Origin of the sequence: uncultured Phenylobacterium sp., assembly GCF_902826855.1 — a bacterium.
GTDB lineage: Bacteria > Pseudomonadota > Alphaproteobacteria > Caulobacterales > Caulobacteraceae > Phenylobacterium.
Genome location: NZ_CADEGK010000103.1, coordinates 1 through 16,584, shown reverse-complemented (window position 1 = coordinate 16,584; position 16,584 = coordinate 1). Strand labels below are relative to the sequence as shown.

Here is a 16,584-nt window from a genome sequence, read left to right as displayed (position 1 = left end):
CAACTTCATCGGCGGGCGATGGGTATCGCCGCTCAAGGGCAAATATTTCGTCGATCACAGTCCGATCAATGGCGCGCCGATCGCCGAATTTGCACAGTCGACAGCCCACGATGTGGAGACCGCGCTCGACGCCGCGCACAAGGCCAAGGCGTCATGGGCCCGTCTGGATCCCAGCGAACGCGCCAGGATGCTCAACAGGATCGCCGATCGCCTCGAGGAAAACCTTGAACGCCTGGCCCTCGCCGAAACCATCGACAATGGGAAACCGATCCGCGAGACGCGGGGCGCGGATATTCCGCTCGCCATCGATCACTTCCGCTACTTCGCGGGGTGCGTGCGCAGCGAGGAAGGCTCGATCTCCACTATCGACGCGCAGACCATCGCCTACCACTTCAACGAGCCGCTCGGGGTCGTTGGCCAGATCATCCCTTGGAACTTTCCCCTGCTCATGGCCGCCTGGAAACTGGCGCCGGCCTTGGCGGCCGGCAACTGCAGTGTGATCAAGCCGGCCTCGCTGACGCCGCTGTCGTTGATGCTCTTCGCCGAACTCACGGCGGACATCCTTCCCCCTGGCGTGGTGAACATCGTCACGGGTCCGGGTGGGACCGTCGGGCGCGCGATCGCCGCCAACCCGCGCATCGCCAAGGTCTCATTCACCGGCGAGACCACGACCGGCAAACAGATCATGCTGTCGGCCGCCGAGCACCTGATCCCGCAGACCCTGGAGCTTGGCGGCAAATCCCCGAATGTCTTCATGGCCGATGTCATGCAGGCCGATGACAGCTTCCTCGACAAGGCGGTCGAAGGGATCGCGCTGTTCGCTTTCAACAAAGGCGAGGTCTGCACCTGTCCGTCCCGGGCGCTCGTCCAGGAGTCGATCTTCGACGCGTTCATGGAAAAGGCCGTCGCGCGGATCGCAAAGATCAAGGTCGGTGATCCGCTGGACCCAAGCACCCAGATGGGCCCCCAGGCGTCGCAGGATCAGCTGACCAAGGTCCTGAACTACATCGAGATCGGGAAGCAGGAGGGCGCTCAGTGCGTTACCGGCGGGGAGCGGGCCCTGCCTGGGGGGGAGCTTGATCAGGGGTTCTTCGTGCAACCCACCGTCTTTGTGGGCGAGAACCACATGCGGATTTTCCAGGAAGAGGTCTTCGGGCCGGTCTTGTCGGTGACGCGGTTCAAGACGATGGACGACGCCATCCGCTTGGCGAACGACACCGCTTATGGCCTGGGCGCGGGCGTCTGGTCCCGCGACGGGGGAGTGGCCTACCGCATGGGCCGAGCCATCGAGGCCGGCCGGGTCTGGACCAACTGCTACCATGTCTATCCCGCCCACGCCGCCTTCGGCGGCTACAAGGCCTCCGGTTTCGGGCGGGAGAACCACAAGATGATGCTCGCCCACTACCAGCAGACCAAGAACCTGCTCGTCAGCTACGACGATCAGGCGAGGGGTCTGTTCTAGACGATCGTGTCCGCCGCGATTGGGCGCTGTCGATCTCCCGCTGGATGAAGAAATTCAGCGCGGTTCGCAGCGCGGCGATCGCGGCGACTTGCCCAATCTCGTGCCAGCTAGGAGCCACCGCAGTGCGCATGATGTCGGCGGCGAGGAGGAACTCAAGGCCGAGGGCAAGCGACTGCGCAAGCTGCAGTCGGGGGCCTTCCTTCAGCTCATCCGCGTCAGCTTCTGGAGTTTTGCACCAGAGGCGACGCGCGTTCAGCATAAGGGTGCGGATCAACGCTTCGATGACCGCCAGCCCAATCACGACGACCGCCACGGCGTCGGTCGCGATCGCCAGCGAGGTCGTCAGTTGTTGGATCGATCCGATCATCAACCCCGCCCTCCCCGCGCTCTACGCAAGCGGTGCAACCCACCCCTCAAGAGTTCGCCATCCGTAGTCAACTTTAGCCCACGACCTCCAACCCGAAGGAACACCGACCTATGAACGCGACCTCGAACATCGCCAGAGTCACGCTTTTCTCGGCAGCGTCTGCACTCGTCCTTTTCATTTCCGGGTGCGATCGGGCCAAGGACGCCCCCGTCCCCGCCGCGGTCGCCGAGCCCGCCGCAGCGTCCGCCACCCCTGCTGCCGCCCTGCCCGGCCGCGACGACGGGCATGCCCAGGCTGGCAAGGACTGCGCCGCGGCCGGCGCGAATTGCACGGCCGAAGAACGCGCGCAGGGCCATCGCGAAGGTATGGCCATGGAGCGCGAGGCGCACGCCGACGGCATGAAGATGGGCCAGGACAAGGGCATGCCCATGAAGGATGACGACATGCCGATGGCCAGGCCGAAGGCTGACCCTGCGATGAAGGCCGATCCGCCGATGAAGGACCATATGTAGCCTTGATGGCCGCTCGTCGCCCTCTGCGTCCGGCATCCGGGCGCAGAGGGCGGCGGGACAGCCGACTGCGGATTGATGCAGGTCAACGCCGACGCTGTTGGCGTCAGTAGATTGGCAGTCGACAGAAATCTGGAGACTGACGATGAAAGCGCTGATTGCGGCCCTCGCGGCCTCCTGCGTCCAGATCGCGACGCCGGCGTTGGCGCAGGGTGATCGGGCCCAGACCGCCGCCTCGGCGCCCACGATGACGAGCCACGAGCCGACGCACGAGATGTGCAAGGCGGTGATGGGCAGGAAGATGGATCCCAAGGTCGTTCACGATCATGGCCGCGACAAGACCGGCGCCGCGACCTGGCCGAACGGCAAGGTCCCGTCCAAGGCCGAAATGGCCAGACTGCACAAGGCTTGCGGCGAGATGATGCACGGGACCACTCCCGGAACTCCACACGCGATGCCCAAGCCGTAGAGCGGGAAACATGGCCCCATTCACGCACCACCTTCGCTGCGCCAGCCGGCGCCGCTTCGTGACCGGCGCCGCGGCGGGGGTAGCCTCCACGGCCTTGCCGGCGTGGGGCCAGGATCGGACGGCGCGATCGGGGGATTACGAGCTCACCATCGCGCCGCTGAGCGTCAATTTTACGGGAAAGCGCGCCACGGCCACGGCGATCAACGGCGGCATCCCCGGCCCGACCCTGCGACTACGGCAGGGGGAGATGGCGACCCTCCGCGTGACCAATCGTCTGGAGGAGATGACCTCCATCCACTGGCACGGACTGCTCGTGCCGCCCGACATGGACGGTGTGCCGGGTATCAGCTTTCCTGGGATCGCGCCGGGAGAGACGTTCACCCATCGGTTTCCGATCAAGCAGTCGGGCACCTATTGGTATCACGCCCACACGCTGCACGAACAAACCGGCGTCTACGGGGCCATCGTGATTGAAGGCGCCGAGGAAGATCTGCCGAAGATCGACCGGGACTATGTCGTCATGCTCAGCGAGTGGAGCGACGAGAATCCCCTCAGCATTTTCATGAAGCTCAAGAAGCTTGGCGGTTACTACAATTTTGGCCAGCCGAACCTCGGCGACTTCGTGACCGATCTCCAGAAGACCGGCTTCTCGGGCGCCATGTCGCGCCGCTCGATGTTCTATCGCGCGCGGATGGACCCCACCGACCTCAGCGACATTTCGGGCTACACGTTCACCTATCTGATGAATGGGACGACGCCCGGCGGCAACTGGACCGGCCTCGCAAACCGCGGCGAGCGGGTGAGACTTCGCTTCGTGGGGGCCGGCGCGGCTACTTACTTCGATGTGCGCATTCCCGGCTTGAAGCTGACCGTCGTCGCCACGGACGGGCAGCCCGTCCATCCCGTCCTGGTCGACGAGTTTCGGATCGGCCCCGGCGAGACCTATGATGTGCTCGTCCAGCTGCCGGATGATGCGGCCTACACCATCTTCGCGCAGGCCATGGACCGCTCCGGGTTTGCCAGAGGTACGCTTGGCGGGCCCGCAGCGAAGCCGGCCGCGATACCGTCCATGGAACCGCGGGTCTGGCTCACCCCGCAGGACATGATGGGGAGCATGGCCATGTCCGGCATGCCCGGGATGGCCCCCAGGGTAGGCGACGCGGTCATGGCCCGACACGCCCGCACCGAGTACGGGCCGGGCGTGGACATGCGCGTCGACACGCCGAGGGTGAACCTGGACGACCCGGGCATCGGTTTGCGCGACAACGGGCGGCGGGTCCTGACCTACGCCGATCTCAAGTCCAAGGGTGTCGCGTACGATCCCCGACCCCCCGGACGCGACATCGAGCTCCACCTGACGGGCAACATGGATCAGTACATCTGGTCCATCGACGGCATCCGCTATTCGGAATCCCCGCCGGTCGCCTTCAAGACCGGCGAGCAGCTTCGCATGGTCCTAGTCAACGACACCATGATGACCCACCCCATGCATCTGCATGGAATGTGGATGGACCTGGAAGGTCCAGACGGCGGTTTTCAGGTGCGCAAGCACACGGTCAACGTGCAGCCGGCGCAGCGGGTCGGCATCGGCATCACAGCGGACGCGCCGGGCCGATGGGCCTTCCACTGCCACATCCTCTACCACATGGCCGCCGGGATGTTCCGTGAAGTGGTGGTGGCATGAACAACCGCCTTCAGCGTCGCGATCAGCGGGCGCTTTTCACGTCCGGAGGCCTGGCGGCGATGGCCCTGTCCTGGGGGATTGCCGCAGGAGCCGCGGCGCAGCCGATGCCGGGCATGCCGATGCCCGGTCCGGCCCGCCCCCCGGCCGCCAAGCGCCTGCCAAGTCCGCCGCCTGTGGCGAAACGTGCGCCGTCGCCGCCGCGGCCTGCGGCGCAACCAGCCGGCAAAGCTCAAGCGGTTGCGCCAAAGCCCGATCTCGACCCTGCGCCCTCACAGCCCCCCATGGTCCCCGCGACCAAGCCGCCCGAGACCATGGCGCCCATGCCTGGCATGGCGCCGGCCGCGCCACCTTCGAACACCGAGGACATGAAGGCGATGCCGGGCATGTCGCCGGCTGCGTCACCCCCGAAGAGCGACGACATGAAGGCCATGCCCGGGATGGACGTCTCGCCCGGCGCCGCCATGCCTGGCCGCCCCGCGGCAGCGATGGCGCCCATGCAAGGCGGCCGCCCGCCCGCCGATGCCCGCGACTCCTTTGACTACTCAGGAGGCTATCGGCGCAGTTCGATGCCGGGAGCGGAAGCTACCGACGGGCTGCGCGTCGGGGCCATCTTCATCGAGCAACTTGAGGCGGTCGAGACCGACCAAGGCTCTGGCTCCGCGTGGGACGTACAAGCCTGGTACGGCGGACCCTTCGACAAGGCTTGGCTGAGGAGTCAGGGCGATCGGCGTGGCGGCAAGACCGAAGCCGCCAGCGTGGAAGCGCTCTGGTTTCGGATGTACCACCCCTTCTGGGGCACGCAGGCCGGCGTGCGGCAGGATTTTGGCGAAGGTCCAAACCGGACCTGGGCGGCCCTGGGCATCCAGGGCATCGCGCCCTACTGGTACGCGGTCGAGGCGACGGCCTATCTGGGTGATGGAGGGCGCACGGCAGCCCGGTTCAAGGTCGCCTCCGACCTGAGGGTTACGCAGCGCGTGGTGCTGCGGCCCGACTTTGAGGCCAATCTTTTCGGCCGCTCCGACCCCGCGCGCCGCCTCGGAAGCGGGCTCTCCAGCGCGCAAGTGGGCGTACGCCTGCGTTATGAGGTTCGCCGCGAGTTCGCGCCCTATGTCGGCGTGGCCTGGAACCACGGGTTCGGCAGGACCGCAGACTTGCGGCGCGCTTCCACCGGCTCGAACGACGAAGTCCAATGGGTCGTGGGTTTGCAGATCTGGCGCTAGACAACGACGAGGGAAACCTGCCCCCAACCCCGCGGCGGCGCCTCTCAATGCATGTCGTACCAGCCTACATTTTTGATATTGTTGAACGAGTCGGTTTGGTGGCACAGCTGGCACTGTTCGACGCGTGCGGCCTTCTGGCCGGTGATCGCTTTCTCCATCATCTCAAAATGCATCATCAGGTGGCTGGGCGGCGGCTTGTGGCATTGACCGCAATCCGTCGATCGGGGACTCGGGTGAACGAAGTTGGGGACGTCCCAGGTTTTGGTGGCGTGGCAGGTCGCGCATTGCTTTCCGAAGAAGCCCTGATGCTTGTCCTGAAAGGCATGGCAGGATTGGCATTGCAGCGCGACCGGCGGCCCGCCGGATCGCTTGGCCACCCGTTCGAGCGCGGCGTGATCCATCTGGATGGGGCGAACGTTCGCCCCCTTATGCTCCACGTGACAGCCGCGGCACTCACCGATGTTCGCGTGGAAGGCGCTCACGGGTTTCATCAACAACTCCGGCGCCCAGGCGTGGCAGGTCACACACTTGGCGGCGACAATCCCCTTGTTGGGCGCGTGGCAACTCTCGCAGCGGTCGCCCAGGAAAGCGTGCGCCTGGGACAACGGGCCAGGGCGAACGGCGGGCGCCCATAGCGGGAGAGCGGCGCTACCCGAGCCGTAGACGGTCACCATGGCCCCAACCACGGCAAACGCCCCAAGGATCGACAGGACGACATAGAGAGCGCTCGGCAGCTTCATCCCAGCCACCGCAGGCCATAGTAGACCGCCCCCCAGATGTGCAGGGCCAGCAGGGTGTACATGGCGATCGCGGCGCCGATATGCAGGACGACCCAGCGTGCGAGCACACGCTTGAGCGCCTCCCGCGACGTGACGGAAAATTCCAGGTCCGAGATCGCCCCGATCAGGCGATGCAGGGACATCCCCGAGGGGTCGACCACCGCCTGGTCCTGGAGGCCGGAGGCCGCCAGCGCGAGCCCGTCATAGCGTTTGCGCAAGACTGAGAGTTGGCCTTGCTGATCCCGCAGATTCTGCCCGATCTGAGCGAGGTAGTATCGGCCGACGAAGCCGCTCGCCACGACCGTGAGCATGACCACGACCAGCCCAATGCCGAGTGGGCTCTGGAACTTATGGCCGGAATGGATGATTCCCAGCAGCCCGCCCAAGGCGCCCGCGTAGACGTGGAAGGTCAGCAGAGCGCCGACCGGCATGAACCTCTTCGTATGGTCCTTGATCCAGGGTTGCCGCTTGACGACGGTGTAGAGCAGCAGAAGCAGGAAGAGCGCAGCGGCCGCGATGCCGAACAGGCTCCCCACCAGGCTGCCGGGGAACCCAGGAGCGACGTGAAACAGGAACGCGGGCACGATCAGCACCAGGGCGCTCAGGAGCCCCCCGACGGTGACTTTCTCAGCTTCCGTCATCTCAGGCGTCCACGACGAGATCGCCGACGGACTTGGCCTGGCAAGCCAGGATTACGCCGCCCGACTTCTCCTCGGCCGAAAGCGCGTCCTCCACCTCCATGGTGACGACGCCCTCGCTAAGCGGCACCTTGCAGCGTCCGCAGGTTCCGACCCGGCATTCGAAATCGATAACGACGCCGATGGCTTCGGCCGCCTCGAGCACGGACTGATCCGGCAAAAGCGGTGCCGACTTGTCGGACTTCGAGAACTTGACGCTCGACTGGGCCGAGGGCCCGGCCGCGGGCTCGCCGCCGGTAGGCTTCGGCTCGCCGCCCTGCTCCGGCGCATTGACCTCCGGCGCGTTGGGCTCCGGGTCCAGAACGGGTCCACCCTTTGGCGGCGCGAAGTCCTCGGTCTTCACCTGTTCAGGCGGCACCTTCAACGTCTCAAGCGCGGATTTGACTGCCTTCATCATGGGAAGCGGGCCGCAGAGGTGGATCCGGTGGTCGGCGATATCGTCAACCGAGGCGGCGATGAACTCCGCCGTCATGAACCCGACCGGCCCGGTCCAGTCCTGCCCGTCGGCGTCGGAAACGATGGAGACGACCTGGAGCTTCGGGTGGCGGCGCGCGAGGTAGGCGCACTCTTCCCGGAAGATCAGCTCGGAGGGGGTCTTGGCAGCGTAGAGGAAGTGGATGTCGTGCGCGTACGAGCGGTCGGTGAGGCTGCGCAACACGCTCATCATCGGCGTGACGCCGACACCGCCTGCGATCAGCACGATGCCTTTCGCCTCCTTGCCGGTGAAGAAGAAGTTCCCGGAGGGCGCGGTCACCTCCAGCAGGTCGCCGGTGGCCGCGTGATCGTGCAGGTGACGTGACTCCAGCCCGAACTGCTCACGCTTGACCGTCAGCTCGACGTAGTCGCGCTGGGTTGGCGAGGACGAGATCGTGTAGGATCGGCGCACCTTCTGGCCATCGATCTCGGAGGTCAGCGTCGCATACTGTCCTGGCAGGAAGGTGAACGGAATCTCACCGAGGTTCGGCTCCATGAGCCGGAAGGTCTTGACGGTGGGCGTCTCGTCGAAGATCGCCTTGATCCGCAGCACCCCGGCCCAAGGTCTTTTGACGGGCTCCTTGGCGCCGGGAGCGGGGGCGGCGGCTGGTGTGCCTGGTGTAGCGGCTCCCGGCCTATCGGCTGGCGTGGCTGGAGCGCCCCCATCCTTGACCGGCGTGAGCCGCTGAACGAGCCCGCTGATGCGGCGCAATCGCGCCACATGCAGGGCGAGGGCCGCCACCAGCGCGACGCCAAGCGCGATCATGGCCAGGAGGTGAAACCAGGACAGGTCGCGAAAGCCGCCATCCATCACCATCTCGCGGCGATCGCCGATCCCGGCTTCGCGCGTGAACCAGGTCGTCGCGATCCGGCTTGGCGGCTGGTCGTTGTTCAGGGCCTGCAGGGCGCCGGCGCCGCTCCCGGCCAACGACAGGCCTTCGCGCACAGTCGACATCGCGATCTGCGCCGCAGCCAGGTCGCTGGCCGACAAGGCGTGATGAAGATCGACCTGACCCGTGCTTATCAACTGAGCGCCGGACCCCAGACGCGCATGGGCTTCGTCGCTGACCAGCTTTCGGGCTTGCGGCGTTAGCGCCGGCAGGTCCATCAGCGACGGATAGAAGGGCTTCTGACCGGGCGCCCCGCAGCAGCCGGCCGTCGCCGGCATCGCGCCGGGGGCCGGAGCCGAGGGAGCCATCATGTCCATCATCCCGCCCGCCCCGGGGGCGGTCGGCATGGCCTTTGGCGCGACGGTCGCCGCCCTGGCGGCTGGCCCGACCGCGGAGGCCGGGGGCGCGCCGCCGGGATGATGCGCCGCGTGATCGGCTGCGCTCTGTGCAAGCGCAGGTGACGTCGCCAGGCCCGCGAGCGGGCACAGGACGGCGACCAGGAACCTTCGCATCTGTCGCAGAGCCTGAGTGATCACGAACGGGGTCTGCCCGGGACCTCGGTCCCTGTTTCGCCCGCCGGGGGCTCCCATCCGCCATCAGGGCGTTCGACCATAGGGAGTGCCTTTCCTGCACGGGACGGATCCGGAGCCGCAGATGCGGCCGCCTTCGCCAAAGGAACCTGCTTCCGCGCTCGCGCTAAGCGGGACCCTACTAACCGAGTCGCGGGGGCCGGTTGACCTGGATCAACGCGCGCCCTCGGCTCCGTTGCGTACTGAAGCTGGAGCGGAGAAATCTGACATGCTGAGAACGAGCAGGCGAGTGCTTGGTGTTGCAATGCTGCTGGCGCTGGCGGCCGGCACAGGGCCGGCCGGCGCGCAAGGGGTCTGGCACGGGTACATCATGCGAGGTCAGATTGTGGACGTTGACGGCCAGGTCGTCACGCTCTGTGTCGGCCGCGCTGACGGCGCAAAGCCCGGTCAGGTCCTCTCCGTGGTGCGATTCACGCGGGTGGCTGGCGTGTCCAAGGGAGCGCCGCCCATCTTGCGGCGCGACGATGTTGGCGCCGTCAGGATCGACGCGGTTCTAGATGACCATTTCGCCCAGGCGACGGTCATGAGCGGAAGCGCCGCCAAGCAAGATATGGTCGAGCTAAGCCGAAAATGACCCAGCCTGGCGCTTGAGACTTGATCGGTCTTGATCTGAATCAACGATATTCCGCAGGCTGAGGGCATCCTCGCCTGGAATCAGGTGCACCAGGTGAACACCATGGCCGCGATCAATAGAGACGATTCAATCAACACAGGCGTCGGCGTGTTTCGGTCCGCGGCGACCGGCGCCACCGTCGCTGGACTTGTCTTTATCTTGTGCTGGCTCGGCGCCGCCCTCAGCGTGAACGGCGCACATACCTATATCGGGCTCTTCACCACGGCTTCCGACGGGTCATTCACGGCCCTCTGGACCGGGTTGGGGGCATCCCTGCTGGTGGGCGCACTGATCGGGGCTCTTACGGCGATCGCCTACAACGCGTTCAGCTTCCTCGCGCCAGGCTAAGCGGATCCGCTGACGACAACAGCGTCATCGACACCTCGCGTTAGATGATGTCAGCGCTGGAGGGGACTGACAGCCAGAGAGCCCCCTCGATCAACTGCGGAACGCCGAACAGCACCGGGATTAGTGCAAAGGGCAGTTTCCTCGGGCGCTGGGCGCGCCGCGCCGTCACCGTGCCGATGACCAGGAGCGCGGCTCCGGCTGAGAAACTCGCGGTGGCGGAAAAACACATGATGGGGTTGGGCGCTCCTCAACCGCCGCCGCAACATTCCTATGGCGGCCATTGAACCACAGCTTTCATGTAAGCATCCGGGAGGATGAACGTCTGATCTTTCGCCAGCCGGATCGACGATCGTCGCCGACCCGCAGGATTGGCGAGAGAACCGACCATGCAGGTCAAGGAAATGCCCAGCACCGGCCATCCCGATGCGACGGCAGTGACTCGTCCCGTCAGCCGACTCCGCATCGTCCGCGCCGCCAGCACCGGCGCGTTCGCGTCGTTGTGGGTGTTCCTACTGGGCTGGTTATGGGCCGCGGTAGGTCTTTCTGGGGCCGACGCCTACCTGGGTCTATTCATAGCCCAGATGACCAGCCAGCCGGTGGCCTCGGCGCCGGCTCTTGGTATCGGTAGCCTGTGCGCCTTCCTCGTCGGCGGGATCTTCGGCGCGATCATCGCTCACTGCTACAATCTGGCAGGCCGCGTGTTCGGGGATTAGGCCTCTACGCCGCCGAATGGCCAACGACACTGGAACGGCCGGCGCCCTTAAGGATCGCTTCCGTGACCCGCCCTGAATTCGTGGACGACGCGAACATGCGCCCCCGGCCATTGGTTCGAGTCACCTGCCGCCCCCCGCTCCCGCCTCTCAAGCCGGCTCAACGTTTCGAGCTGACCCGGCATGGCGTAGGAGATCAACGCGGCACCCGCTGCGACGTCCCGCAACCTCCGCGGGTGCAGCACCACAACAGAGGTCGGCTGCTCCAGGCGGATCAAACCAGACCCGCGCAGTCTGGTGAAACAGCGGCTGACTGTCTCTGTGGTCAGACCGAGGTAGTCCGCCATGTCGGCTCGAGTCATCTGGAAATGAACCTGGGCGTGGCCAGCTGCGTCTTCGGGTTCTCTCAGGGCCAGTTGAAGAATGAAGGTCGTCAGACGCTCCATCGCGGTCTTGCGGCTGAGCAGGAGCATCTGTTCCTGCGCGGACTCGAGGTCGCGGGCGACCCGTCGGAGCAGCGCGGCCTCCAACCGCGGCCGCTCGGCCACAAGCTGACGAAACGCGGCGCGAGGGAAGCGCCAAGCCTGCACGGGTTCGAGCGCTTCCACGCCGGAGCTGTACACCTCCAGAGCCGCCAGGCCGAAGAAGTCGCCCGCAAACAGGAAGCCCACCACGGCCCGCCTTCCGTCAGCCAGCTGCTTGTAGACCTTCACCGAACCGGTCCGGATGTTCATGACGTGCATAGCGTCGTCGCCGTCGCGCTGCAGGGTTTCACCCGTCGCGTACGCGCGGATTCGCACCTCTGCCGCGAGCGCTTGCAGGTCCGAGTACGGCGGCGAGCCATGGCTGGCCTTAGCCTCGGCCCGCAGCGGCGGACGTAGCGCCGCCGACGGAGCGTGGAGGAATGTGGATTCGGGAGGCTCAGCGGTCGTCATCGTGCGCGCAACCCCGCTGCGCAGCGTTTGGTGGCCCCCGCTAGGACAAAGTCCTCGTAGAAATTGACAGAGGTCAATGAGCGTAATGGCCGGGACCTGCTTTCGTTGCGGAATGTTCGTGGTTTCCGAGCTTAAGTCGGCTGACATTGAGCGCGCCTATCCGGTCGCCCGGCTGATCAACCCACGACTGAGCCTCGCGGACTGGCGTAGCTATGTTGCGTTCCACTGCCGTTGCGGCAATTGCGGCCTATTGGCTGCCGCCTCACCAAGCCAGGTCATCTTCGGGCCGGCGGCCTGGTGGATCCGACCAAACCTTGGCTCCGAACTCATCCTTTGGAGCGGTCCACTCGTGGCGGTGGAACCGGCCGCGCCCGGGCAGGTGCACGAGGCGCTCGCCGCTGCGCTTTCCGAAACCGCGCGCGAACGGGGTTGTGACGCCGTCTACGTCGTTCAGCCGGGCGATGCGCCGGGGTCGCCGCTGCCACACCTCGACTTCATCTGGTACGGCGCCGTCCTGCAAAGGCGTCTATCGGATGCGACCAAGGATGCTGCGGAGTGAACGCCCGCCCCTCAGGTTTTCCAACCCGGCAGCGGCCGGTCGCGCCAGGCGCTGCGACCGCCTAAGGGATCGACTTTCACGAGCATCATGGGAGACTCAAAATGTTGGCCCGACGAGACCTGATAGGCGTTGTTGCATTGGCGGGATTTGTTCAGGCCCCGCCAGTCATGGCGCAGGGCTCGATGCCGATGGAAGACTGCATTGCTCTCTGCATGACCTCGCACAGGAGTTGCCTGCAGACCGCGCAACACATCATCGAAAAAGCTGATCGCAACGTCCCAGCGTCTCATGTGGCGACACTTTTGGACTGCGCGGAGCTGTGCCTTACGACGGCCCACTCCATGTTGCGTCACTCGCCGCAGCACATGATGCTGTGCGATGCCTGCGCGCGAATCTGCGACGCCTGTGCCACATCATGTGAGCGATTTCCAGCGGATCAGGTGATGGCGAAATGCGCGAAGGAGTGCCGAACTTGCGCTGAGGCCTGTCGCCACATGGCGTCGATGCATTAGGCGCGGGGGGCCTCGCTGGCGAGCCAGCGCCACGCACCGAAGCCTGCGTTCCATGGACGGCGTTCGGGCTGCAGCCCCACAGTAGCGAGACCTTCAAGCTTTCCACCGATCCGCTGTTCGTGAAGAAGGCGCGCGATATCGTCGGCCTCTACCTGGACCCGCCGGATCGCACGGTGGTGGTCTGCGTCGACGAGAAGTCCCAGATCCAGGCGCTCGACCGTACCCAGCCGCTGCTGCCGATGCGGCCCGGCCAGGCGGAGCGGCGCAGCCACGACTGCGTCATGGCACGCTGTCGCTGTTCGCCGCCCTCGACGTGGCCGCCGGCTCAGTCGTCGGGCGCCTACATCGAGACGAACGCCGGGCCCAAGCCCTTCCGCTGGACCAGGTCCGCCGCCAACATCCCCGCAGGCCTTGACCGTTTCTGCCCCAGAACCCTCGAAAGCAGCCGTCTTTCGGAAGACGGACACTATTTGGCGCCGCGCTCCCACAGCGCGTCGACCGCGAGTTGCAGGTCGCCGGGCGCGGCGCGCATTGCTAGCGACAGGCCCTCCAACTCCAACTCGTCGGGCCGCAGCGTGCGCTCGTGCAGGCTGTAGCCCAGCTGGTAGATCGACCGGTCCGAGCGGGTCTCGCCCGCCTCGATGTAGGTGGTGAGGATGCCCACCGGCACGCGGCCGGAGTCGGCCATGCTGCCGCGAGCCTTCTTCAGACCACTCTGGAACCAGCGACGCTCCAGGCGCGGGTTGCCGGTCGTCTGGACGTCCACTCCGCGGACCGAGGTGGGAAAGAGGAGGGTCTGGGTCTGAATCACCTGCTCCGGGTTCACCGGCGCGAGGCGGAGGCGCGAGCCGGTGTCCTCCGGCGTTCCCGTCAGGATGAAGGTCTGCTTCTTGGCCGCGGCGCGTTCCTCGGCGGCGCGCTCACGGGCGGCGGCGGCCTTGTCGGTCGCCTCGCGGTCGCGCTCGCGATGGGCGTCCCAGTAGCCGAGGCCTGCGATCACCACTGCGGTCACGGCGACGATCTCGCCGAGGGTCATCCAGCGGATCGGCAGGCGCTTTCTCGGCGTTTCCTCGGCCATATCAGCTTCCCCAGGTCAGCTGGGCGATCCGGGCGCCCGCCGGAGGGTGTCGCCCTTGGGCCTGGTCCACCTCGGCTTCGTCGGTCAGGGAGAAGCGGTCGGAATAGACCTTGGCCGCGGCCAGGGCCGAGAGCGACAGCAGGGTCACGGACTGGGCGCCGGCGCGGGTGAGGACTGGCCGCACGCGGACGCCGGCCTTCCGCAGCAGCCGCGTCAGCGCCATTGCCTTGCAAGTCGGGATGCCGCCGCCCACGATCAGGAGAACCCGCGTTTTATCCAAGGCCTGGGCACCCATTCCCAATGCGGGTTCGACGTAAGCCATGCAAGGCCGCTGGGCAAACCTTCGGTCCTTTGTTCCGACCTTCGCTATGAACGATGGCTGGCTTGAAGACGGCGCTCAGCATGACGGCCGCCGCGCCGCCGTTGACCCGTGACAACGTGCTGGCTTTTTCGCGGGACGGCGGTCGAGATGGGAAATTCAGCTCGAGGCCCAGGTCGGCGCGGAGGAGGCGGCACCACGTTTAGCGTCCAGCTCTTCGCAGGCACAACCGTCTTCGCCCCAGCGCTTTGCTGTGCGACACCTACGCACGGGTCTGCAACGCATGCGCGGCGTCATGCGAGCGATTTCGGGCGGATCAGGTGATGGCCGCGCGAAAGGAGTGCCGAACTTACACTGAGGCCTGTCGCCACGTGGCGTCGATGGACTAGACGCGAGGGCACCTCGCTGGCGAGCCAGCGAGGCGCGGCGGCCCGTCGAGCGGCGTGGTTGAACGGCTTTGTTGCCTCTTCCAGCTGGGCTCACTTGTGCTCGGGCATCGCGTCTTTAGGCATCGCCTTACCCTTGGGCATCGCACCGGCCATGGGCATCATCCCGTCCTTGCCCATCATCTCGCCGCAGGTCATTTTCATTTCCTTCATCTGGGCCGTGGACATGGCTTTGCCATCTGGCGCGGTGGGCGCGTGAGCCTTGGCGGGATCGGCCATGGGCATGCCACCCTTCTTGGATCCCATCTTCCCGCCGCCCATCTTGGATTCCATCATGCCCATACCCATGGCCATGCCCATGCTCTTGCACATCTCGGGCATCGCGTTCGAGCCACCGCGCGCGGTCGGGGCCGCAGCCGCGGAAGCTTCGGGCGCGGGCTGGGCATGCCGCTGATGCTCTTGAGCCATCGCCGGCGACGTCGCCACGACGCCCAGAGCGACCATGGTCGCGAACATAGTTCTCATCGTCAATCTCCACTGCTCTTCGGAAAAACTAGGGGCTACAGACCCGGCTCACATTGCGCTGGATCAATTTCCTGGCCTGAGCGATCCGCATCGCACATCGTGGGATGCGCCCGGAAGGGAGCCGCTCTGGCTGCGAGGGCCGCATCAGGCTGCGGTCTACGCCGGCTCGTCATCGGCGCTCCGGCACGCCGCCCATCCTCGCGCCGTCATCGTGTGCTTCACGGCCCTTCGCCATGCCCTGTGCCGGTCCGCCGCCCTCCATCATGCCCTCACCATTGCCGCGACCGCGCTCCGCCGGCGTGCAGCTCACGTCAGGGGCGTTACAGTCTTTGTCTCCGGCAGGGGGCGCCGCAGCTGTAGATTGCGGCGTCGTCGCATCGGCAGCAGGCGCGGTGTTCGTGGTTCCATCACAACTGGACAGCAATAGCGCCAGCGCAGATGCGGAGGAAGCAAGCGCCACGCGAGTGATTGTAGAGCGAATATTCATAACTATTTTCCGATTATCTTATGCGGCGGAACGTCAGATCAGCGCGTGGAGCCGGGAGCGCCAAAGACTCTTGCCTCGAGCAAAGGGCGCCATGACGTTGAGGTGGTCCCGGAGTACCAATCGCCGCATTCTGGCGGCGCAGACGCCTAGGGCATTGATCCACATCAACGACGACTCTCCCGCCTGTCGACTTGCTCAGAGCCGCAGCCAGGGAAGTGGGAGATCGTCATCGAAAGCGGCAGCTCAGCGAGCATCAACTCAGCGCGGCCGTGCGACGTGGGTCCCGCGTCATATGTCCGCGAGCCCACCCGCGCGCAGCACCGGCTTCGCGGTTGGCAGGGGCGCGGGTGATGCAAGGGCTCGCGCACCTGGGTCCAGCGCCGAACCCGCAAAGCGACCAACGGAACCCGGAAAGCGCAGAGCCGACGGACGTCATCGAGGCGCTTGCGCGAAGGCTGCAGACCGAGCGCAGCCGCCATTTGCGGTATCTGCGAAGCCGGTTGCCGTCCGTGTCGGACGCAGAGGATGCCCTGCAGGATGCGGCGCTCAAACTCATTCGCCGCGCCACGGCGTTCGCCCTGGTCGAGAAGCCTGACGCCTGGGTGGCGACCTCATTGCGTCACACCGTCATCGATCGGTATCGCCGGGCCGGCGCGCAAAGCCGCCTGACCGAAGCCCTCGCCGCGGAACCGCCCGAAAGCCCCAATTCGGCGGAGGACGAGACGCGTACGGCGGCGGAATGCATGACGGCGACCCTGCCGAGACTCAAAGCCGCATACGGCGCCTTGCTGCGGAAGGTCTATCTTGAGGGAACGCCCTTGAAGGACGTGGCGCAGCTTGAGCAGCTGACCGCGAACAATGCCGCGGTCCGGCTGCACCGGGCGCGAGGCGCGCTGCGCGAGGCGCTGCAGCGTCAGTGCAAGACCTGCGCTCGCGACGACTGCTGGGCGCGCGACCGGTTCGGTCCGCC

Annotated in this window: 20 protein-coding genes and 2 pseudogenes; 11 read left to right on the top strand and 11 right to left on the bottom strand. The window is 66.0% G+C overall.

What is annotated here, in order from left to right:
* The coding region (locus QZV94_RS14675; RefSeq protein ID WP_293678651.1) for an aldehyde dehydrogenase family protein at positions 1–1,462 on the top strand (1,462 nt) is incomplete at its 5' end.
* Here the strand turns inward: QZV94_RS14675 and QZV94_RS14670 are convergent.
* The gene (locus tag QZV94_RS14670; protein ID WP_293678650.1) at positions 1,428–1,829 is read right to left on the bottom strand and encodes a DUF1622 domain-containing protein; all 402 of its coding nucleotides are present in this window, start codon (positions 1,827–1,829) and stop codon (positions 1,428–1,430) included. The genes QZV94_RS14675 and QZV94_RS14670 overlap by 35 nt on opposite strands.
* Positions 1,830–1,939: 110 nt before the next feature.
* Between QZV94_RS14670 and QZV94_RS14665 the strand changes: the two genes are divergently transcribed.
* From QZV94_RS14665 to QZV94_RS14655, 3 genes are all read left to right on the top strand, one after another.
* Positions 1,940–2,341: a hypothetical protein gene (locus tag QZV94_RS14665; protein ID WP_293678649.1), complete on the top strand. Its 402-nt coding sequence runs from the start codon at positions 1,940–1,942 to the stop codon at positions 2,339–2,341.
* Positions 2,342–2,483: 142 nt separating this feature from the next.
* On the top strand, positions 2,484–2,807 hold the full coding sequence (locus QZV94_RS14660; RefSeq protein WP_293678648.1) for a hypothetical protein: 324 nt from the start codon (positions 2,484–2,486) through the stop codon (positions 2,805–2,807).
* Positions 2,808–2,817: 10 nt separating this feature from the next.
* The gene (locus tag QZV94_RS14655; RefSeq protein WP_293678647.1) at positions 2,818–4,491 is read left to right on the top strand and encodes a copper resistance system multicopper oxidase; all 1,674 of its coding nucleotides are present in this window, start codon (positions 2,818–2,820) and stop codon (positions 4,489–4,491) included.
* A gap of 229 nt (positions 4,492–4,720) precedes the next feature.
* On the opposite strand, the gene QZV94_RS14650 is transcribed toward QZV94_RS14655, so the two are convergent.
* A complete protein-coding gene (locus QZV94_RS14650) occupies positions 4,721–4,987 on the bottom strand; it encodes a hypothetical protein (RefSeq protein WP_293678646.1) in 267 nt (88 codons plus the stop codon).
* 70 nt (positions 4,988–5,057) lie between these two features.
* Here QZV94_RS14650 and QZV94_RS14645 point away from each other — a divergent pair, with 70 nt between their 5' ends.
* Positions 5,058–5,711 carry a copper resistance protein B gene (locus QZV94_RS14645; protein WP_293678645.1) on the top strand — a complete coding sequence of 218 codons (654 nt, stop codon included), beginning with the start codon at positions 5,058–5,060 and terminating at the stop codon, positions 5,709–5,711.
* 44 nt (positions 5,712–5,755) lie between these two features.
* Here QZV94_RS14645 and QZV94_RS14640 read toward each other — a convergent pair whose 3' ends face one another.
* Genes QZV94_RS14640 through QZV94_RS14630 form a run of 3 tightly spaced genes read right to left on the bottom strand, consistent with a single transcriptional unit; the run spans position 5,756 to position 8,863 of the window.
* Positions 5,756–6,451, bottom strand: coding sequence for a cytochrome c3 family protein (locus QZV94_RS14640; RefSeq protein WP_293678644.1), 696 nt, complete (start codon positions 6,449–6,451; stop codon positions 5,756–5,758).
* Complete coding sequence (locus QZV94_RS14635; RefSeq protein WP_293678643.1) at positions 6,448–7,131, bottom strand: hypothetical protein; 684 nt, start codon at positions 7,129–7,131, stop codon at positions 6,448–6,450. Before QZV94_RS14635 ends, QZV94_RS14640 begins: the two co-directional genes overlap by 4 nt.
* Before the next feature lies 1 nt (position 7,132).
* Positions 7,133–8,863, bottom strand: coding sequence for an FAD-binding oxidoreductase (locus QZV94_RS14630; RefSeq protein ID WP_293678642.1), 1,731 nt, complete (start codon positions 8,861–8,863; stop codon positions 7,133–7,135).
* A 523-nt stretch (positions 8,864–9,386) separates the two neighbouring features.
* Here QZV94_RS14630 and QZV94_RS14625 point away from each other — a divergent pair.
* Together QZV94_RS14625 and QZV94_RS14620 are read left to right on the top strand one after the other, a co-directional pair.
* On the top strand, positions 9,387–9,716 hold the full coding sequence (locus QZV94_RS14625) for a hypothetical protein (RefSeq protein WP_293678641.1): 330 nt from the start codon (positions 9,387–9,389) through the stop codon (positions 9,714–9,716).
* 102 nt (positions 9,717–9,818) lie between these two features.
* Positions 9,819–10,103 (top strand): hypothetical protein, encoded by a 285-nt coding sequence (locus QZV94_RS14620; protein ID WP_293678640.1) that lies wholly within the window; start codon positions 9,819–9,821, stop codon positions 10,101–10,103.
* Positions 10,104–10,143: 40 nt separating this feature from the next.
* On the opposite strand, the gene QZV94_RS14615 is transcribed toward QZV94_RS14620, so the two are convergent.
* Complete coding sequence (locus tag QZV94_RS14615; RefSeq protein ID WP_293678639.1) at positions 10,144–10,332, bottom strand: DUF6629 family protein; 189 nt, start codon at positions 10,330–10,332, stop codon at positions 10,144–10,146.
* Positions 10,333–10,489: 157 nt separating this feature from the next.
* On the opposite strand from QZV94_RS14615, the gene QZV94_RS14610 reads away from it, so the two are divergent.
* Complete coding sequence (locus tag QZV94_RS14610; RefSeq protein ID WP_293678638.1) at positions 10,490–10,816, top strand: hypothetical protein; 327 nt, start codon at positions 10,490–10,492, stop codon at positions 10,814–10,816.
* 47 nt (positions 10,817–10,863) lie between these two features.
* Here QZV94_RS14610 and QZV94_RS14605 read toward each other — a convergent pair whose 3' ends face one another.
* A complete protein-coding gene (locus QZV94_RS14605; RefSeq protein WP_293678637.1) occupies positions 10,864–11,748 on the bottom strand; it encodes a Crp/Fnr family transcriptional regulator in 885 nt (294 codons plus the stop codon).
* A gap of 76 nt (positions 11,749–11,824) precedes the next feature.
* Between QZV94_RS14605 and QZV94_RS14600 the strand changes: the two genes are divergently transcribed.
* The gene (locus tag QZV94_RS14600) at positions 11,825–12,307 is read left to right on the top strand and encodes a hypothetical protein (protein ID WP_293678636.1); all 483 of its coding nucleotides are present in this window, start codon (positions 11,825–11,827) and stop codon (positions 12,305–12,307) included.
* Positions 12,308–12,318: 11 nt separating this feature from the next.
* On the opposite strand, the gene QZV94_RS14595 is transcribed toward QZV94_RS14600, so the two are convergent.
* Positions 12,319–12,597 (bottom strand): hypothetical protein, encoded by a 279-nt coding sequence (locus tag QZV94_RS14595; protein ID WP_293678635.1) that lies wholly within the window; start codon positions 12,595–12,597, stop codon positions 12,319–12,321.
* Positions 12,598–12,878: 281 nt separating this feature from the next.
* Between QZV94_RS14595 and QZV94_RS14590 the strand changes: the two are divergent.
* Positions 12,879–13,162 (top strand): annotated as a pseudogene (locus tag QZV94_RS14590) (IS630 family transposase); the annotation flags it as partial.
* A gap of 123 nt (positions 13,163–13,285) precedes the next feature.
* Here the strand turns inward: QZV94_RS14590 and QZV94_RS14585 are convergent.
* The 3 genes and pseudogenes from QZV94_RS14585 to QZV94_RS14575 all read right to left on the bottom strand — a co-directional run bounded on the left by QZV94_RS14585 (position 13,286) and on the right by QZV94_RS14575 (position 15,118).
* Positions 13,286–13,897 (bottom strand): hypothetical protein, encoded by a 612-nt coding sequence (locus QZV94_RS14585; protein ID WP_293678634.1) that lies wholly within the window; start codon positions 13,895–13,897, stop codon positions 13,286–13,288.
* A gap of 67 nt (positions 13,898–13,964) precedes the next feature.
* Positions 13,965–14,177, bottom strand: a pseudogene (locus tag QZV94_RS14580) (flavoprotein); the annotation flags it as partial.
* 518 nt (positions 14,178–14,695) lie between these two features.
* Positions 14,696–15,118 (bottom strand): hypothetical protein, encoded by a 423-nt coding sequence (locus QZV94_RS14575; protein ID WP_293678633.1) that lies wholly within the window; start codon positions 15,116–15,118, stop codon positions 14,696–14,698.
* Between the two features lie 828 nt (positions 15,119–15,946).
* On the opposite strand from QZV94_RS14575, the gene QZV94_RS14570 reads away from it, so the two are divergent.
* The coding region (locus QZV94_RS14570; RefSeq protein ID WP_293678632.1) for an RNA polymerase sigma factor at positions 15,947–16,584 on the top strand (638 nt) is incomplete at its 3' end.